The organism is Citrobacter sp. CK181, assembly GCF_030333595.1.
Classification (GTDB): domain Bacteria; phylum Pseudomonadota; class Gammaproteobacteria; order Enterobacterales; family Enterobacteriaceae; genus Citrobacter_B; species Citrobacter_B koseri.
This window is the reverse complement of sequence record NZ_JAOWFN010000012.1, coordinates 85,680-101,634: the sequence shown is the minus strand read 5'-3', so window position 1 is coordinate 101,634 and position 15,955 is coordinate 85,680. Positions and strand designations below refer to the sequence as shown.

17 protein-coding genes are annotated in these 15,955 nt (G+C 53.1%); 12 read left to right on the top strand and 5 right to left on the bottom strand.

All coding sequences use genetic code 11. The annotated features are described in order from the left end of the window. Window positions 1–5 precede the first annotated feature (5 nt). Both sufE and ldtE read left to right on the top strand, forming a co-directional pair. Window positions 6–422: a cysteine desulfuration protein SufE gene (gene sufE, locus OGW17_RS09800; RefSeq protein ID WP_049011812.1), complete on the top strand. Its 417-nt coding sequence runs from the start codon at window positions 6–8 to the stop codon at window positions 420–422. A gap of 101 nt (window positions 423–523) precedes the next feature. Then, complete coding sequence (ldtE, locus tag OGW17_RS09795) at window positions 524–1,528, top strand: L,D-transpeptidase LdtE (protein ID WP_071258179.1); 1,005 nt, start codon at window positions 524–526, stop codon at window positions 1,526–1,528. Window positions 1,529–1,596: 68 nt separating this feature from the next. Here the strand turns inward: ldtE and lpp are convergent, their stop codons facing one another. From lpp to OGW17_RS09770, 5 genes are all read right to left on the bottom strand, one after another. Continuing rightward, window positions 1,597–1,833, bottom strand: a complete 237-nt coding sequence (gene lpp, locus OGW17_RS09790) for a murein lipoprotein Lpp (RefSeq protein WP_001082307.1) — start codon at window positions 1,831–1,833, stop codon at window positions 1,597–1,599. 311 nt (window positions 1,834–2,144) lie between these two features. Continuing rightward, window positions 2,145–3,557 carry a pyruvate kinase PykF gene (gene pykF, locus OGW17_RS09785; RefSeq protein WP_012132579.1) on the bottom strand — a complete coding sequence of 471 codons (1,413 nt, stop codon included), beginning with the start codon at window positions 3,555–3,557 and terminating at the stop codon, window positions 2,145–2,147. Window positions 3,558–3,564: 7 nt separating this feature from the next. Continuing rightward, window positions 3,565–3,759, bottom strand: a complete 195-nt coding sequence (ynhH, locus tag OGW17_RS09780; protein ID WP_244264181.1) for a protein YnhH — start codon at window positions 3,757–3,759, stop codon at window positions 3,565–3,567. A 174-nt stretch (window positions 3,760–3,933) separates the two neighbouring features. Next, window positions 3,934–5,079: a trans-sulfuration enzyme family protein gene (locus OGW17_RS09775; protein ID WP_071258177.1), complete on the bottom strand. Its 1,146-nt coding sequence runs from the start codon at window positions 5,077–5,079 to the stop codon at window positions 3,934–3,936. Between the two features lie 9 nt (window positions 5,080–5,088). Then, window positions 5,089–6,459 carry a pyridoxal-phosphate dependent enzyme gene (locus OGW17_RS09770; protein WP_071258175.1) on the bottom strand — a complete coding sequence of 457 codons (1,371 nt, stop codon included), beginning with the start codon at window positions 6,457–6,459 and terminating at the stop codon, window positions 5,089–5,091. 423 nt (window positions 6,460–6,882) lie between these two features. On the opposite strand from OGW17_RS09770, the gene OGW17_RS09765 reads away from it, so the two are divergent. The 10 genes from OGW17_RS09765 (at window position 6,883) to ydhT (ending at window position 15,955) form a co-directional block, all read left to right on the top strand. Further along, window positions 6,883–7,905, top strand: a complete 1,023-nt coding sequence (locus OGW17_RS09765) for a methionine ABC transporter ATP-binding protein (RefSeq protein WP_047457318.1) — start codon at window positions 6,883–6,885, stop codon at window positions 7,903–7,905. Next, on the top strand, window positions 7,898–8,566 hold the full coding sequence (locus tag OGW17_RS09760) for a methionine ABC transporter permease (protein ID WP_012132573.1): 669 nt from the start codon (window positions 7,898–7,900) through the stop codon (window positions 8,564–8,566). Before OGW17_RS09765 ends, OGW17_RS09760 begins: the two co-directional genes overlap by 8 nt. A gap of 21 nt (window positions 8,567–8,587) precedes the next feature. Further along, complete coding sequence (locus OGW17_RS09755; RefSeq protein ID WP_012132572.1) at window positions 8,588–9,400, top strand: MetQ/NlpA family ABC transporter substrate-binding protein; 813 nt, start codon at window positions 8,588–8,590, stop codon at window positions 9,398–9,400. Window positions 9,401–9,603: 203 nt separating this feature from the next. Beyond that, on the top strand, window positions 9,604–9,813 hold the full coding sequence (gene fumD / locus OGW17_RS09750; RefSeq protein WP_012132570.1) for a fumarate hydratase FumD: 210 nt from the start codon (window positions 9,604–9,606) through the stop codon (window positions 9,811–9,813). 407 nt (window positions 9,814–10,220) lie between these two features. After that, entirely contained in the window at window positions 10,221–10,847 is a 627-nt protein-coding gene (locus tag OGW17_RS09745) for a ferredoxin-like protein (RefSeq protein WP_012132569.1), read from the top strand. A 20-nt stretch (window positions 10,848–10,867) separates the two neighbouring features. Then, window positions 10,868–12,970, top strand: a complete 2,103-nt coding sequence (locus tag OGW17_RS09740; RefSeq protein ID WP_071258173.1) for an aldehyde ferredoxin oxidoreductase — start codon at window positions 10,868–10,870, stop codon at window positions 12,968–12,970. Window positions 12,971–12,980: 10 nt separating this feature from the next. Next, window positions 12,981–13,625: a YdhW family putative oxidoreductase system protein gene (locus tag OGW17_RS09735; RefSeq protein WP_071258172.1), complete on the top strand. Its 645-nt coding sequence runs from the start codon at window positions 12,981–12,983 to the stop codon at window positions 13,623–13,625. A 63-nt stretch (window positions 13,626–13,688) separates the two neighbouring features. Continuing rightward, window positions 13,689–14,357, top strand: coding sequence for a 4Fe-4S dicluster domain-containing protein (locus tag OGW17_RS09730; protein ID WP_070518460.1), 669 nt, complete (start codon window positions 13,689–13,691; stop codon window positions 14,355–14,357). Next, on the top strand, window positions 14,354–15,139 hold the full coding sequence (gene phsC / locus OGW17_RS09725) for a thiosulfate reductase cytochrome B subunit (protein WP_071258170.1): 786 nt from the start codon (window positions 14,354–14,356) through the stop codon (window positions 15,137–15,139). The genes OGW17_RS09730 and phsC overlap by 4 nt, the downstream gene beginning before the upstream one ends. Before the next feature lie 3 nt (window positions 15,140–15,142). After that, on the top strand, window positions 15,143–15,955 hold the full coding sequence (gene ydhT / locus OGW17_RS09720; RefSeq protein ID WP_012132564.1) for a protein YdhT: 813 nt from the start codon (window positions 15,143–15,145) through the stop codon (window positions 15,953–15,955).

Below are 15,955 nucleotides of genomic sequence, written 5' to 3'. Positions count from 1 at the left end.
ACGCTATGGCTGCGCTACCAGATAAAGAAAGATTGCTGCGTAATTTTCAGCGTTGCGCCAATTGGGAAGAAAAGTATCTGTACATTATTGAACTGGGGCAGCGTCTGGCGGAATTAAATGAGCAGGATCGTCGCCCGGAAAATAGTATTCAGGGATGTCAGAGTCAGGTATGGATTGTTATGCGTCAGAACGCTGACGGCGTTATTGAATTGCAGGGCGACAGCGATGCAGCAATAGTAAAAGGGTTAATTGCCATCGTCTTCATTTTGTATCATCAGATGACGCCACAGGATATTGTGAATTTTGATGTGCGGCCGTGGTTTGAAAAAATGGCGCTGACGCAACATCTCACGCCCTCCCGTTCACAAGGACTGGAAGCAATGATTCGCGCGATCCGCGCCAGAGCCGCAACTCTTAGCTAAACTGAAAAGACGTAGAACGCCAGATGGCGTACAGCTCTACGTGACTCGTAGGCCGGATAAGGCATTTAACCGCCATCCGGCAAAACGCCAGGGGGGTGGATATGAAACGTGCGTCTCTCATTGCAGTTACACTTTTCGGCGCTTACAGCGCATTTCAGGCGGCCTGGGCAGTGGATTACCCCTTGCCGCCAGCAAACAGTCGCCTTGTCGGGCAGAATCAAACCTATACCGTGCAAGCGGGGGATAAAAACTTACAGGCGATTGCCCGGCGTTTTGATACTGCCGCAATGCTGATCCTGGAGGCAAATAATACCATCGCACCGGTCCCTAAACCGGGGACGCCGATTATCATTCCATCTCAACTGTTATTACCCGATGCGCCGCGTGAAGGCATTATTGTGAACCTGGCGGAGTTACGACTCTATTATTTCCCGCCGGGTGAAAATAGTGTTCAGGTTTACCCTATCGGTATTGGTTTAGAGGGGCTGGAAACGCCGGTAATGGCGACGCGCGTCGGGCAAAAAATCCCGAATCCGACATGGACGCCGACGGCAGGTATCCGCAAACGCTCGCTTGAACGCGGCATTACGCTGCCGCCGGTGGTGCCCGCCGGGCCAAATAACCCGTTAGGACGCTTCGCCCTGCGCCTGGCATACGGCAACGGTGAGTATCTCATTCATGGCACCAATGCCCCGGACAGCGTCGGGTTACGCGTCAGTTCCGGCTGTATTCGGATGAACGCGCCAGACATTAAAGCGCTGTTTGCGCAGGTCAGAACGGGAACGCCGGTACGGGTGATTAACGAACCGGTGAAATTCGCCGTGGAACCAAATGGAATGCGTTACGTTGAAGTACATCGCCCGCTGTCGCCTGAAGAGGAGCAAAACGTACAGACGATGCCGTATGTGCTGCCAGCAGGCTTTACGCAGTTTAAGGCGACTCAGGAGGTGGATGAGCGTCTGGTGGAAAACGCGCTGTATCGCCGGGCGGGATATCCGGTTGCCGTTACATCAGGGCAGGTACCGGTAGCTTCTGGCCGCTCTGTGGTGGAGTCCGCGCAAAACAGCCAACCCGGGAGCGGCGCTGAAACCCAGGCAATGCAGTAGCAGAGAAGGGAAAACACAGGCAAAAAAAATGGCGCACAATGTGCGCCATTTTTATTACACAGGTACTATTACTTACGGTATTTAGTAGCCTGGTTGTCCAGACGCTGGTTAGCGCGAGCTGCGTCGTCTTTAGCAGCCTGAACGTCGGAACGCATTGCGTTCACGTCGTTGCTCAGCTGGTCAACTTTAGCGTTCAGAGTCTGAACGTCAGAAGACAGCTGATCGATTTTAGCGTTGCTGGAGCAACCAGCCAGCAGAGTAGAACCCAGGATTACCGCGCCCAGTACCAGTTTAGTACGATTCATTATTAATACCCTCTAGATTGAGTTAATCTCCATGTAGCGTTACAAGTATTACACAAACTTTTTTAGGTTGAGAATATTTTTTTGACGGGAATGCACTTATTTTTGATCGTTCGCTCAAAGAAGCATCGAATTGAGCTAAAATGGCTAAAAAACCGAGTGAAAACAGAATCCTTCCATCGGATTCGTCTTAGATAATCTGCGATTAGATAGTGAAATCCGATTTGATTTTTTATTAAGAGTGGCTATCGATTAAATAAAAAAAGCGCCGCGAGGGCGCTTTTTATTCAGAAAATTAATTCACACAGGAATTATTACAGGACGTGAACAGATGCGGTGTTGGTCGTGCCGCTCGGTACCAGCGCGCCGGAAACCATGACCACAACGTCGCCTTTCTGGCCCAGACCGCTCTGTAGAGCGACTTCTTTACCCAGACGGTAGAAGTCGTCAGTAGAGTTAATTTCTTTCACCAGCTGCGGCACAATGCCTTTGCTCAGCACCAGCTGACGCGCGGTCACTTCGTTGGTGGTCAGCGCCAGGATGGTGGCGTCCGGGAAGTATTTACGCACTGCGCGAGCAGATTTACCGCCCTGAGTCGCAACGACAATGACCGGCGCTTCCAGTTTTTCGGCAGTTTCAACCGCGCCGCGGCACACCGCTTCGGTGATGCGCAGTTTACGGCTGTCGTTATTGAAGTCCAGACGGCTGGTCATCACGCGGTCAGTACGCTCGCAGATGGTCGCCATGATGGTGACGGCTTCCAGCGGGTATTTTCCTTTTGCGGATTCGCCGGACAGCATCACTGCGTCGGTGCCGTCGAGGATGGCGTTCGCCACGTCGCCAGCTTCTGCGCGGGTCGGACGCGGGTTCTTGATCATGGAATCCAGCATCTGGGTCGCGGTGATAACGACTTTACGCGCGCGGATACATTTTTCGATGATCATCTTCTGCGCGAAGATAACTTCTTCAACCGGGATCTCAACGCCCATGTCGCCACGAGCAACCATGATGCCGTCAGACGCTTCGAGGATCTCATCGAAGTTGTTCAGGCCTTCCTGGTTTTCGATCTTGGAGATGATCTGGATGTTCTCGCCGCCGTGCGCTTTCAGGTGCTCACGAATTTCAACAACGTCAGAACGCTTACGGATAAAGGACGCGGCAACAAAGTCAACGCCTTGTTCGCAGCCGAAGATCAGATCCTGTTTGTCTTTTTCAGCCAGTGCTGGCAGCGCGATGGAAACGCCCGGCAGGTTAACGCCTTTGTTTTCGCCCAGGTCGCCGTTGTTCAGCACTTTACAGATAACCTTGTTACCTTCGATCGCGGTGACTTCCATGCCGATCAGACCATCGTCAACCAGTACGGTGTTGCCTACGGACAGGTCAGAAGTGAAACCTTCGTAAGTGACGGCAACCATTTCGCTGTTGCCGATAACGGATTTGTCCGTTGTGAAAGTGAAGGTCTGGCCCGCTTTCAGGGAGACGTCATTACCACCTTCCAGCTTAATGGTACGGATTTCCGGGCCTTTGGTATCGAGCAGGATTGCGGCTTTTTTACCGGTTTTGCTCATTACGTTGCGCAAATTCTTGATGCGCTGACCGTGTTCTGCATAGTCACCGTGAGAGAAGTTCAGACGCATAACGTTCATGCCTGCGTCCAGCATTTTGGTTAACATCTCTTCAGATTCGGTTTTCGGACCGATGGTGCAAACAATTTTCGTCTTTTTCATGACAGTCTTAGTCTTTAAGTTGAGAAGGATATGGAAATCTGGCTTCAGGGGCGCACGGCCTTGAAGCTAAACCTGTGTTGCGAAAGTGGTGTTGCCTCGCTCTAAGGATAGGTGACATCGAAAGAGCGTGCAGAGGAATGTGTGCTCGTGTTTCAGCCCAACGGGATGGCGTGTTTTTTAGTCGTTGAGTTTTGCAGTCCAATGCGCTGAAACCATTCAAGAGACAATTGGCGCGCATTATACGCTGAAATTTACACAAAAGGAAAATGAAAACAGCGTTTCAAAAAACATCTGTGCAGATTCACAACAAATTGTTATTAAAGCGTTAATTATGATCCTTGCGTTGTGCCGCCCGGGAAAGGGCGGCGTTGCGCAACTACCCGGCGAGCGCCTGAGCTAAATCGTCCTGCAAATCCTGAACATCTTCAATGCCCACTGATAGGCGAATCAACTGTGGGGTGATGCCATTCGCCAGACGCTGCTCAAGCGGAATAGAGGCGTGAGTCATGGTAAACGGCTGGCTGACGAGGCTTTCAACACCGCCCAGGCTTTCCGCCAGGGTGAATAATTTCAGCCGTATGATAACGTCAGTGGCGCGCTGGTCATCGCCTTTTATGACGATGGAGATCATCCCGCCGAACTGTGACATCTGCTGGCGCGCAAGGGCATGCTGAGGATGCGACGCCAGCCCCGGATACCAGACGTGTTCTACCGCCGGATGTTTTTCCAGCCATTGCGCCAGCGTCAGCGCATTGCCGCTGTGCCGCTCAATTCGCAAGGCCAGCGTGCGAATACCGCGTAATGTCAGAAAACTGCTAAATGGGTCCAGTACGCCGCCGACAGCGTTTTGCAGATAACCCAGCTGTTGTGCGAGCGCCGGGTTGTCCCCGACGACCGCCAGTCCGGCGACGACGTCTGAATGGCCGTTCAGGTATTTCGTCGCGGAATGCACCACGATATCGAACCCCAGATCAAGAGGACGATGGATCAACGGCGAAGCGAAGGTGTTATCGGCCACGCTGATAAGCTGGTGGCGACGCGCGATATCGGCAATGGCCGCCAGATCGGCCAGTTTTAGTAACGGATTTGTCGGCGTTTCTACCCAGATCATGCGGGTATCAGGACGAATCGCGGCTTCAATACCGGCCAGATCGTCAGGTTTTACCCAGCTAACCTGTAGTCCGGCGCTGCGACGGCGCACATTTTCAATCAGTCGATAGGTGCCGCCATAGACATCGTCAATCGCCACCAGATGGCTGTCTTTATCGAGAAGTTCAAGCACGGTAGCGATGCCCGCCAGACCGGACGCGAAGGCATAACCTTGCGTACCGCCTTCCAGCTCGGCAATGGCGGTTTCCAGCGCATGGCGCGTCGGGTTGCCGCTGCGTGAATATTCATATCCGGTATGCTGACCCGGCGCGGGTTGCGCAAACGTCGATGTTGCATAAATCGGCGGCATAACGGCGCCGTGCGCGTCAGAAAAGGTTCCGCTGTGGACGCTAAGTGTGGAATACGATTTCATGAGAGTTCCTTATTTATCCAGGCGGTTGCGCCAGTGGGTGAGCACATCGCTACGGGTGACCAGACCGAGGAACTGGTCGTTGTCGACAATCACAGCCACCTGGCCGCGATCAAAAATAGGTTTCAGCGCGCTTTCCGGTTCACGTTTATCAAGCCGGACTACCTCGCGCGTCATTGCTTCTTTTACCGGGAGGGAAAAACGCGGGTTATCGCCCTGAATATGCGTAATCAGATCCCATTCGTCGATGATGCCGATAAGCTGATCCTCCTGAAGAACCGGCAACTGCGAAATATCGTACAGGCGCATACGCGCCAGCACGGTCGCCAGCGTATCGTCCGGCGCGGCGGTTACGGTTGCCCCTTCGTCATGACGTAAGGCGATGAAGTCGCTCAGATCGCCAGCCTGTGGTCGGGTGATGAGCCCTTGCTGGCGCATCCAGTCATCGTTAAACATTTTCGAGAGATACTTATTGCCGCTATCGCAGGCGAAGGTCGCCACGCGCTTTGGCTGCGTCTGCGCCTGGCAGTAGCGCAGGGCGGCGGCGAGCAGCGTACCGGTCGATGAACCGGCAAGGATGCCTTCGGTTCTGAGCAACTCGCGCGCCGTGGCGAAGGCGTCTTTATCGCTGATGCGAAAGGCCTGTGAAACGGATTCGATGTGGGCGAGCGGCGGAATAAAGTCCTCGCCAATCCCTTCAACCAGCCAGGAACCGGCGGTGCCGAATGTGCCTGTTTCGACCTGATCGGCAAGGATTGAACCGGCGGGGTCGGCCAGCACGAACTCCGTGTGCGGGGAGTGTTCGCGAAACCATGCCTGTAAACCGCCCAGCGTGCCGCCGGAACCGACGCCGACCACGATGGCGTCAATGCGGCCATCCATCTGGGCAAACAATTCGGGGGCGGTGGTGGAAGCATGCGCCAGCGGGTTCGCGGCGTTGTTGAACTGATCAATATAGAAGGCGCCGGGCGTCTCCTGCGCCAGACGGCGTGCGTAATCCTGATAATAGGCCGGATGACCTTTGTTGACGTCTGAGCGGGTTAATACCACCTGTGCGCCAAGCGCGCGTAAATGGAAGATCTTCTCACGGCTCATTTTGTCCGGCACGACCAGCGTCAGGGCATAACCTTTTTGCGCGGCGATCAGCGCCAGCCCCAGCCCGGTGTTGCCCGCCGTCGCTTCAATAATCGTGCCGCCGGGTTTTAGCAGCCCCTGTCTTTCCGCTTCATTGATCATAGAAAGTGCGACGCGATCTTTAATCGAACCGCCCGGATTCTGGTTCTCCAGTTTCAAAAAGAGTTCGCTTACGCCGCTATTCAGCTTATGCAACTGAAGCAGCGGCGTATTGCCAATCAGTTCCGTTACGGAGTGAAACGTTGTCATGGTGAATATCCGTCAGTGAATAACATGACGAAATAATAGGGTTGCCAAAATGCACGCCTAAAGAATGTTTGTCTGTGAATAAGAACAGAATGGAATATAAAACGCTATTTGGATGGCAGGACGTTTAGCCGTGCAGTCGTCTGGCGGTGTTGATGGCCGAATTGCCCTGTTTTTGTCGATTAATTCAACAGTTTACGCTGCTCGCATTAAGGATAATGCCGCACCCTGCATAAAGGTTGCCGAAATTGTACTAAAGCCATTTTCCCGCGCTGCGCCTCTCTTATTCCTTGTGGATATATCAAATTCCTTTTTGGTCATTTAAAAGCAGAAACACCCTGATTACACTCATTTGGACATCCATACTGCTAAACAGCTAAAAGCACTGGCAGGATAACCATAAGCAGCAGCGGATACGATAACGATATGATCGTCCTGAAAAATATTTCGAAAGTTTTTACGCCCGGCAAGCTGTCTATTACCGCAGTGGATAACGTTAATCTGACGGTTGAACAGGGACAAATTTACGGGATTATTGGCTACAGCGGCGCCGGAAAGAGTACGTTGATTCGTTTGCTGAACGGTCTGGAAAAACCGACCGTGGGCAGCGTGACCATCAATGGTCATGATATTTCAGCGGCGACAGGAGAATCCCTGCGCCAGGCGAGGCTGAAAATCAGCATGGTGTTTCAGCACTTCAATTTGCTGTGGTCGCGTACCGTCAGCGAAAACATCGCTTTTTCTATGCAAATCGCGGGCGCGCCAAAAGCAAAAATCAAGGCGCGGGTGGCGGAGCTGATCGACCTGGTGGGATTAACCGGGCGTGAGAATGCTTACCCATCCCAACTGAGCGGCGGGCAAAAGCAACGTGTGGGGATTGCCCGTGCGCTGGCAAATAACCCGGATGTGCTGCTCTGCGACGAGGCGACTTCCGCGCTGGACCCGCAAACCACCGATCAGATTCTGGATCTGCTGCTCGATATTAATCGCCGCTTCCAGCTCACGATTGTGCTTATTACCCACGAGATGCATGTGGTGCGCAAAATCTGCGATCGCGTTGCGGTGATGGAAAACGGCAGAGTGGTGGAGGAAGGCGATGTGCTGAACGTCTTTACTCATCCGCAACAGCCGATTACCCGGCAGTTTGTCCGCCAGGTAAGTCAGTATGCCGAAGAGGAGGCGTTTAACCCGCAGCTGGCGAGCGAGCTGGGCGGGACGGTGATTAAGCTGACCTTCACCGGGCACAGTACGCATCAGCCGATCGTAGGGGAGCTTACCCTGCGTTATGGCCTGCCTTTCAATATCTTACACGGCAAGATGACGCAAACCGCACATGGCGTGTTTGGCCAACTGTGGCTGCACGTCGTGGCGACGGAAGAACAACTGAATAATATTCTGGCGGATTTGCGGCAGAGCGATATTGAAGGTGAGGTAGTACAACATGGTTGAGAATCTGTTTCCCCATCTGAAATGGGAACAACTTTTTGCGGCAACGCAGGAAACGCTCTATATGACGGCGCTTTCCGGTATCGCGACGTTTGTGCTGGGGATTGTACTGGGGCTGGCGTTATTTTTGACCGCGCGCGGCGGGCTGTTTCAGAACCGCACGCTGTATAGCGTCATTTCGCTGGTGGTGAATATTTTTCGCTCGATCCCGTTCATCATTTTGATCGTCTTACTGATCCCGTTTACCAAAGCGCTGGTCGGCACCATTCTCGGGGCGAACGCTGCGCTGCCTGCGTTGATTGTCGGGGCGGCGCCGTTTTATGCGCGTCTGGTTGAAATCGCACTGCGCGAGGTTGACAGAGGCGTGATTGAAGCCACGCGTTCAATGGGCGCACGTCTCAGCACACTTATTTTTCGGGTTTTACTGCCTGAATCATCACCCGCACTGGTGTCCGGGATCACCGTGACGCTGATTGCGCTGGTCAGTTACAGCGCGATGGCCGGAGTGATTGGGGCAGGCGGTTTAGGGAACCTGGCTTATCTGGAAGGATTCCAGCGCAACCACAACGACGTCACGCTGGTGGCGACGGTGACTATCCTGATCATCGTCTTCATTATCCAGTTCTGCGGCGATGTGATCACCTCTCTGTTAGATAAACGCTAATAAAATACGGAAACCATTATCATGAAAAAATCACTGACATTACTCGCCGCAGCAACCTTAAGCGCCCTGAGCTTCGCCTCCTGGGCGGATACGCTGACCGTTGGCGCCTCTAACGTACCGCATGCGGAAATCCTTGAGCAGGCGAAACCGATTCTGGCGAAACAGGGGATCGATCTGGAGATTAAACCTTTCCAGGATTACATTCTGCCGAATACCGCGCTGGCCGGTCGTGAAATCGACGCCAACTACTTCCAGCATATCCCGTACCTGAATAGCGTGCTGAAAGATCATGCGGGTGATAAAACCTATGATTTCGTCAGCGCCGGGGCGATTCATATTGAGCCGATCGGCATCTACTCTAAAAAATACAAATCGCTGAAAGATCTGCCGGAAGGCGGCAGGATCATTATGCGTGACGCGGTCTCTGAAGAGGGACGTATTCTGTCGATCTTTGAAAAAGAGGGCGTGATCAAACTGAAGCCGGACGTGGATAAGGTCAGCGCGCGCATCAGCGACATCGTGGATAACCCGAAAAAACTGAAGTTCCTGCCGAACGTGGAAGCGGCGCTGTTACCACAGATGTACAACAACGATGAAGGCGATGCGGTGGTGATTAACGCCAACTACGCTATCGACGCAGGTCTGGACCCGGTTAACGATCCGATCGCCGTTGAGAGCGGAGAAAACAATCCGTACGCCAACATCATTACCGTACATCGTGGCGACGAGAAGAAAAAAGACATCGTGGCGCTGGTTGACGTTCTGCACTCAAAAGAGATTCAGGACTGGATCCGCACGAAGTACAAAGGCGCGGTGATTCCGGTCAATAACTAATACCACGTAGTGCCGGATAGCGTGACGCTTATCCGGCCTATAAAAGAGCCTGGCCGAACGGGTGAGCAAGTTACAGAGTGTGAGGTGACGGATATCGGTTAAGTTGAATAGTCACTCTGTTTATTTGTTTGATTTATCTGAGTTTTGTCTTCATCGTTAGAGTGATATATGCTGTTTGTTTGTGCTGGCGATGAGAGACAATAATGGGAAACCTGACAAAAGACGACGAACTGTACCGTGAGATGTGCAGAGTGGTTGGCAAAGTGGTTCTGGAGATGCGCGACCTGGGGCAAGAGCCGAAGCATATCGTGATTGCGGGAGTGTTACGAACCGCCATGGCGAACCAGCGACTCCAGCGCAGCGAACTTGAAAAACAGGCGATGGAAACGGTTATCAAAGCCCTGGCAGGATAATTCTCTCAGGGATGGCGCTCGCTTCGTCATCCCTTATTCCCGGTATTTAAATTCTTCACCTTGTAAATAATCAGATATCGCGTTTATATTAATATCGATATGTATATTAATATATAACGAAGGCGATTGATATTAATAATGGGAACGAGGTCACATTATTAATTATTAATAGATTGCCGTGTTTTATATCCTCTAAATGATAATAAATATCACTCCGCTTTTATTATTTCACTTCCGGTTTTTAATTGATAACGATCAAAGTTAATAGCACTGAATAACCACATTATTTATGTGCCTAACTCTTTAGGATTAGTCTATTTGTATTTAATGATATGACGTATGCGATCCGGTTAGGGCAAAACATCGGGTGTTGTCAGCACTGTGTTTGCGAAGAGGATGCGAAATAAATGAACCAGGTCGAACGTCCAATATTAGATTTTGGCTTAACGCGGCTCGAATTTCTGCGTATATCAGGAAAGGGTCTGGCAGGATTAACTATCGCTCCCGCGCTGCTGTCACTTTTTGGCTGCAAACAGGAAGACGTTGATAGCGGTACGGTAGGACTGATAAACACGCCCAAAGGGGTATTAGTGACCCAACGCGCCCGCTGCACAGGCTGCCATCGCTGCGAAATCTCCTGCACCAATTACAACGATGGCGCCGTGGGCTCGTTCTTCTCCCGCATTAAGATTCACCGTAATTACTTCTTTGGCGACAACGGCGTCGGCTCCGGCGGCGGCCTGTATGGCGATTTAAACTACACCGCAGATACCTGTCGCCAGTGTAAGGACCCGCAGTGCATGAAGGTCTGCCCAATCGGCGCAATTACCTGGAAACAGGACGATGGCTGCATCGCGGTTGATCATAAGCGGTGTATTGGCTGTAGCGCCTGCACCACTGCCTGCCCCTGGATGATGGCTACCGTAAACAGCGAAACGAAAAAATCGTCAAAATGTGTTTTATGCGGCGAGTGCGCCAGCGCCTGTCCAACAGGGGCGCTGAAAGTTATCGAGTGGAAAGATATTACTGTTTGAATCTTGCAAAGGAAAACATTATGGCTAACGGTTGGACAGGTAATATATTACGGGTCAATCTTACAACAGGCGATATTACCCTCGAAGATTCCAGTAAATATAAAAAATTTGTCGGCGGAATGGGGTTCGGCTACAAAATTATGTATGACGAAGTTCCGCCTGGCACGAAACCTTTCGATGAAGGAAATAAACTGGTATTTGCCACCGGCCCGCTGACCGGATCTGGCGCGCCCTGTAGTTCCCGCGTCAATATCACTTCGCTCTCTACGTTTACTAAAGGTAATTTGGTTGTCGATGCGCATATGGGCGGCTTCTTTGCGGCACAAATGAAATTTGCCGGGTACGACGCGATTATTATTGAGGGTAAATCCGCTTCGCCTGTGTGGATCAATATTAAAGATGACAAGGTCAGCCTCGAAAAAGCAGATTTTCTGTGGGGCAAAGGGACGCGCGCTACGACCGAAGAGATTTGCCGTATAACCAGCCCGGAGACCTGCGTGGCGGCCATTGGTCAGGCGGGTGAAAACCTGGTGCCGCTCTCCTGTATGCTCAACAGCCGTAACCACAGCGGCGGGGCGGGAACCGGCGCGGTGATGGGGTCGAAAAACCTCAAGGCCATTGCCGTTGAGGGCACCAAAGGGGTCAATATTGCCGATCGCAAAGAGATGAAGCGGCTGAATGACTACATGATGACGGAGCTGATTGGCGCCAATAATAATCATGTTGTGCCGAGCACCCCGCAGGCATGGGCGGAATTTTCCTCACCGGCCTCGCGCTGGACGGCGCGTAAAGGCTTGTTCTGGGGGGCCGCAGAGGGCGGGCCTGTTGAAACCGGCGAGATCCCGCCGGGTAATCAAAATACGGTCGGCTTTCGCACCTATAAATCCGTGTTTGACTTAGGTCCGGCGGCTGAAAAATACACCGTGAAAATGAGCGGTTGCCACTCATGTCCGATCCGCTGCATGTCGCAGCTCAATATTCCACGGGTAAAGGATTTTGGCGTACCGAGCACCGGGGGGAATACCTGCGTGGCAAACTTTGTCCATACCACGATCTTCCCGCACGGCCCGAAAGATTTTGACGACAAGGACGATGGCCGCGTTATCGGCAATCTGATCGGCCTGAACCTGTTTGACGACTACGGTATCTGGTGTAACTACGGGCAGTTGCACCGTGACTTCACGTATTGCTACAGCAAAGGCGTGTTCAAGCGCGTGCTTCCGGCTGAGGAATATGCGGAGATCCGCTGGGATCAACTGGAAGCGGGCGATCCCAACTTTATCAAGGATTTCTACTATCGCCTGGCGCATCGCAAAGGAGAGTTGAGCCATCTTGCGGATGGTTCATACGCCATTGCCGAGCGCTGGAATCTGGGTGAGGAATACTGGGCGTACGATAAAAACAAACTGTGGTCGCCGTTTGGCTATCCGGTACACCATGCTAACGAAGCGTCGGCGCAGGTGGGGGCAATTACCAACTGCATGTTTAACCGTGACTGCATGACCCACACCCACATCAACTTTATTGGTTCTGGTTTACCGCTGAAGCTACAGCGAGAGGTCGCGGCGGAACTGTTTGGTTCTGAAGACGCCTACGACGAGACTAAAAATTACACGCCGATCAACGCGGCGAAAATCAAGTATGCCAAATGGACGCTGCTCAAAGTTTGCCTGCATAACGCTGTGACGCTGTGCAACTGGGTCTGGCCGATGACCGTTTCGCCGTTGAAGAGCCGAAATTATCGTGGGGATCTGGACCTGGAAGCGAAATTTTTCCAGGCGGTGACCGGGGATGAAACCACCCAGGCGAGCCTTGATTTAGCCGCAGAACGTATCTTCACGCTCCATCGCGCCTATACCGTCAAACTGATGCAGACCAAAGACATGCGCAATGAACACGATCTCATCTGTTCGTGGGTTTTTGACAAGGACCCCAACATTCCGGTGTTCACTGAAGGGACTGACAAAATGGATCGCGACGATATGCGTGAATCCCTGACGCTCTTTTATACCGAGATGGGCTGGGACCCTGAACTGGGATGCCCGACGCGAGAAACGTTGCATCGCCTCGGTCTTGAGGATGTCGCCGCCGATCTGGCCGCGCAGAATCTGCTGCCAGCGTAAGGAAGGTGAGATGAGTCATTCAGAGGGCGAACACTCCACGCCTGAGGTGGATATTGAAAAGCGGCAGTGGCTGCAAGGCTTACATCAGCATGAAAGGCGAGTGGATGAACCAGCGCCTCCCGCGAGTCCGGCAGAGATCATGGCGGAGTTCATCCGCCAGCATTCTGCTTCAGGCCAGCTGGTGGCTCGCGTGCTTTTCCTGCAACCGCCGTATTCAGTGGAGGAAGAGGCGTTAACGCCGCTGCTGGAGACGCTGCTTCAGAGCGAGACAGGGGCGGATATCGCCTGCGTGCAGGGTGCTCAGGATGATTATTACTACTCGACGCAAACCATGACCGCTAACTATGCCGACATGTGCGTGCAGGTGGTGGAGAACGATATTTGCCGGGCTATCGCACAGGCGGTGCGTTTTGATTGCCAGACCTATCCGCGACCCTACAAGGTCGCCATGCTGGAACAACCGCCATACCGCTTTGCGCCGCAGCAAATAGAGACAGCTCTTGCCGCGATCGACACGCACCCGGATTACGCGGATATTCGCCGTGTGGCGTCGTCCAACGACGTGCCGTATCTGTTTAGCGAACGTTTTATGAGCTACGGCAAGGCATATGGCTTATGCGAATGGCTTGAGGTTGAGCAGTTTCAGAATCCCTGATTGTTCAGGGTGATGTCATGGAAAGCGTGGGCGATCGCTGCCACCGGATTAGAGGATAACCAGATGTCCTTCACTCGACGAAAATTTGTGCTTGGTATGGGGACGGTGATTTTTTTCAGCGGGCCCGGCCAAAATTTGTTAGCGAACACGAAGAATAGCAAAGCGGTGCGTTATGCCATGATTCATGACGAATCCCGGTGTAACGGCTGCAATCTCTGCGCCCGGGCGTGTCGCAAGACCAACCATGTTCCGGCTCAGGGCAGTCGTTTATCCATCGCGCATATTCCTGTTTCGGATAATGAAAACGAAACCGTTTATCACTATTTCCGCCAGTCCTGCCAGCACTGTGAAGATGCGCCCTGTATTGATGTTTGCCCGACCGGCGCCTCCTGGCGTGATGAGCGCGGTATTGTGCGGGTAGACGAATCGCGCTGTATCGGCTGTAGCTACTGTATAGGTGCTTGTCCGTATCAGGTGCGTTATCTCAATCCACAAACCAAAGTGGCGGATAAATGCGACTTTTGCGCCGAATCTCGCCTGGCAAAGGGGTTCCCGCCGATTTGCGTGAATGCTTGCCCGGAGCACGCATTGATTTTTGGTCGTGAAGACAGCCCGGAAATTCAGACCTGGCTGAAGGAGAACAAATTCTATCAACACCAACTCGCAGGCGCCGGAAAACCGCATCTGTATCGCCGGTTCGGTCAACATTTGATTAAAAAGGAAAATGTATGAACGCGTCGCAGAATGCTGAACAGTTCCATGCCCAACTGGCGAACTATGTCCCCGTGTTTTCTCCCGAATACTGGCCTGTCTGGTTAGTCATCGCCGGACTGATGCTGGCAGCGATGTGGCTGGTGTTGGGGCTGCATGCCATGCTTCGGTTTCGCGCCGCCAACAAAGCCGCGGCCGGTCACGGTGAAAAGGTTTACCTGTACTCAAAAGCGGTGAGATTGTGGCACTGGTCGAACGCGCTACTGTTTGTGCTCCTGCTCGGCAGCGGGCTGATCAATCATTTCTCGCTGGTTGGCGCGTCGGTGATGAAGAGCCTGCTGACGGTGCATGAGATCTGTGGTTTTCTGCTGCTGGCGTGTTGGCTGGGTTTTGTTTTGATCAACATGCTGGGCGGCAACGGACACCATTATATTATTCGCCGCGAGGGCTGGATTGGCCGAGCGATGAAGCAGACCCGCTTCTATCTGTTCGGCATTATGCAGGGTGAGGAACATCCGTTTCCCGCCACCACACAGTCTAAATTCAACCCGTTACAGCAGGTCGCTTATCTCGGGGTGATGTACGGCCTGGTGCCGCTGTTGCTGATAACCGGACTACTGTCGCTTTATCCGCAGGCGGCGGGCGATCTGTTCCCCGGCGTGCGTTACTGGCTGTTGCAGGCGCATTTCGCGCTGGCGATCGTTAGCCTCTTTTTTATCTTCGGTCATCTTTACCTTTGCACGACAGGTCGTACGCCCGGTGAGACCTTCCGCTGCATGGTTGATGGCTATCATCGGCACTAACGGATGATCATTACGCGAGAGGATTTACGTACCTGGCGAGTCGGGCCCGTCATGTATCGTTGGTTTGTCCGTCGCTTTCCGAATGGCGGCAGCTACGCCGACGTGCATCGGGCGCTGAGCGGTGAAGGCTATCTCGACTGGGCAAATAGTCTGGTGGAATATGCCTGGTCACGCTGGCTGGATGAGGAGAGCTTTGCGCGTCAGGATATCAGCGCGATGGACAGCCTGGTGAGTGCGCAGTCGCACCACGGTAATAGCGAACACATTGCCTGCGCGGACGATAACGTTCATCTGGGATGTGCGGGCGATAACGTCAAAATTGCCAGCGTGGGGTACGCTTCGCAGATTGCCAGCGCGGGGTACTGCGCGCGCATTGGCAGCGCAGGCTACAACACGCATATAGGCTGTTCCGGCGATCGCGCGCGGGTGGCGGTGGCAGGGAACTCAACCCGCGTAAGCTGCGCCGGTGACGGGAGTCGTATTGCCAGTGCGGGAATGCGGGTACGCATCAGCACGCTGGGTGACAGGAGCAATATTGCCAGCAATGGCGATCTGGCGCAGGTTGTCAGCTTTGGCGCCAATGCCAGAATTGCCAACAGCGGAGAGAATGTTCATCTCGTTACCAGCGGTGACAATGCGGTCATCGCCAGCACCGGGCACGTTGACTCCCTGATACTGGGGCCCGGCGGCTGTGCCGCGCTGGCGTATCACGATGGCGAACGTACCCGTTTCGCCGTTGCCATTGAAGGCGAGAACAACATACGCGCCGGGGTAAAATATCGCCTCAACGAACAACATCAGTTTGTTGAGTGTTGA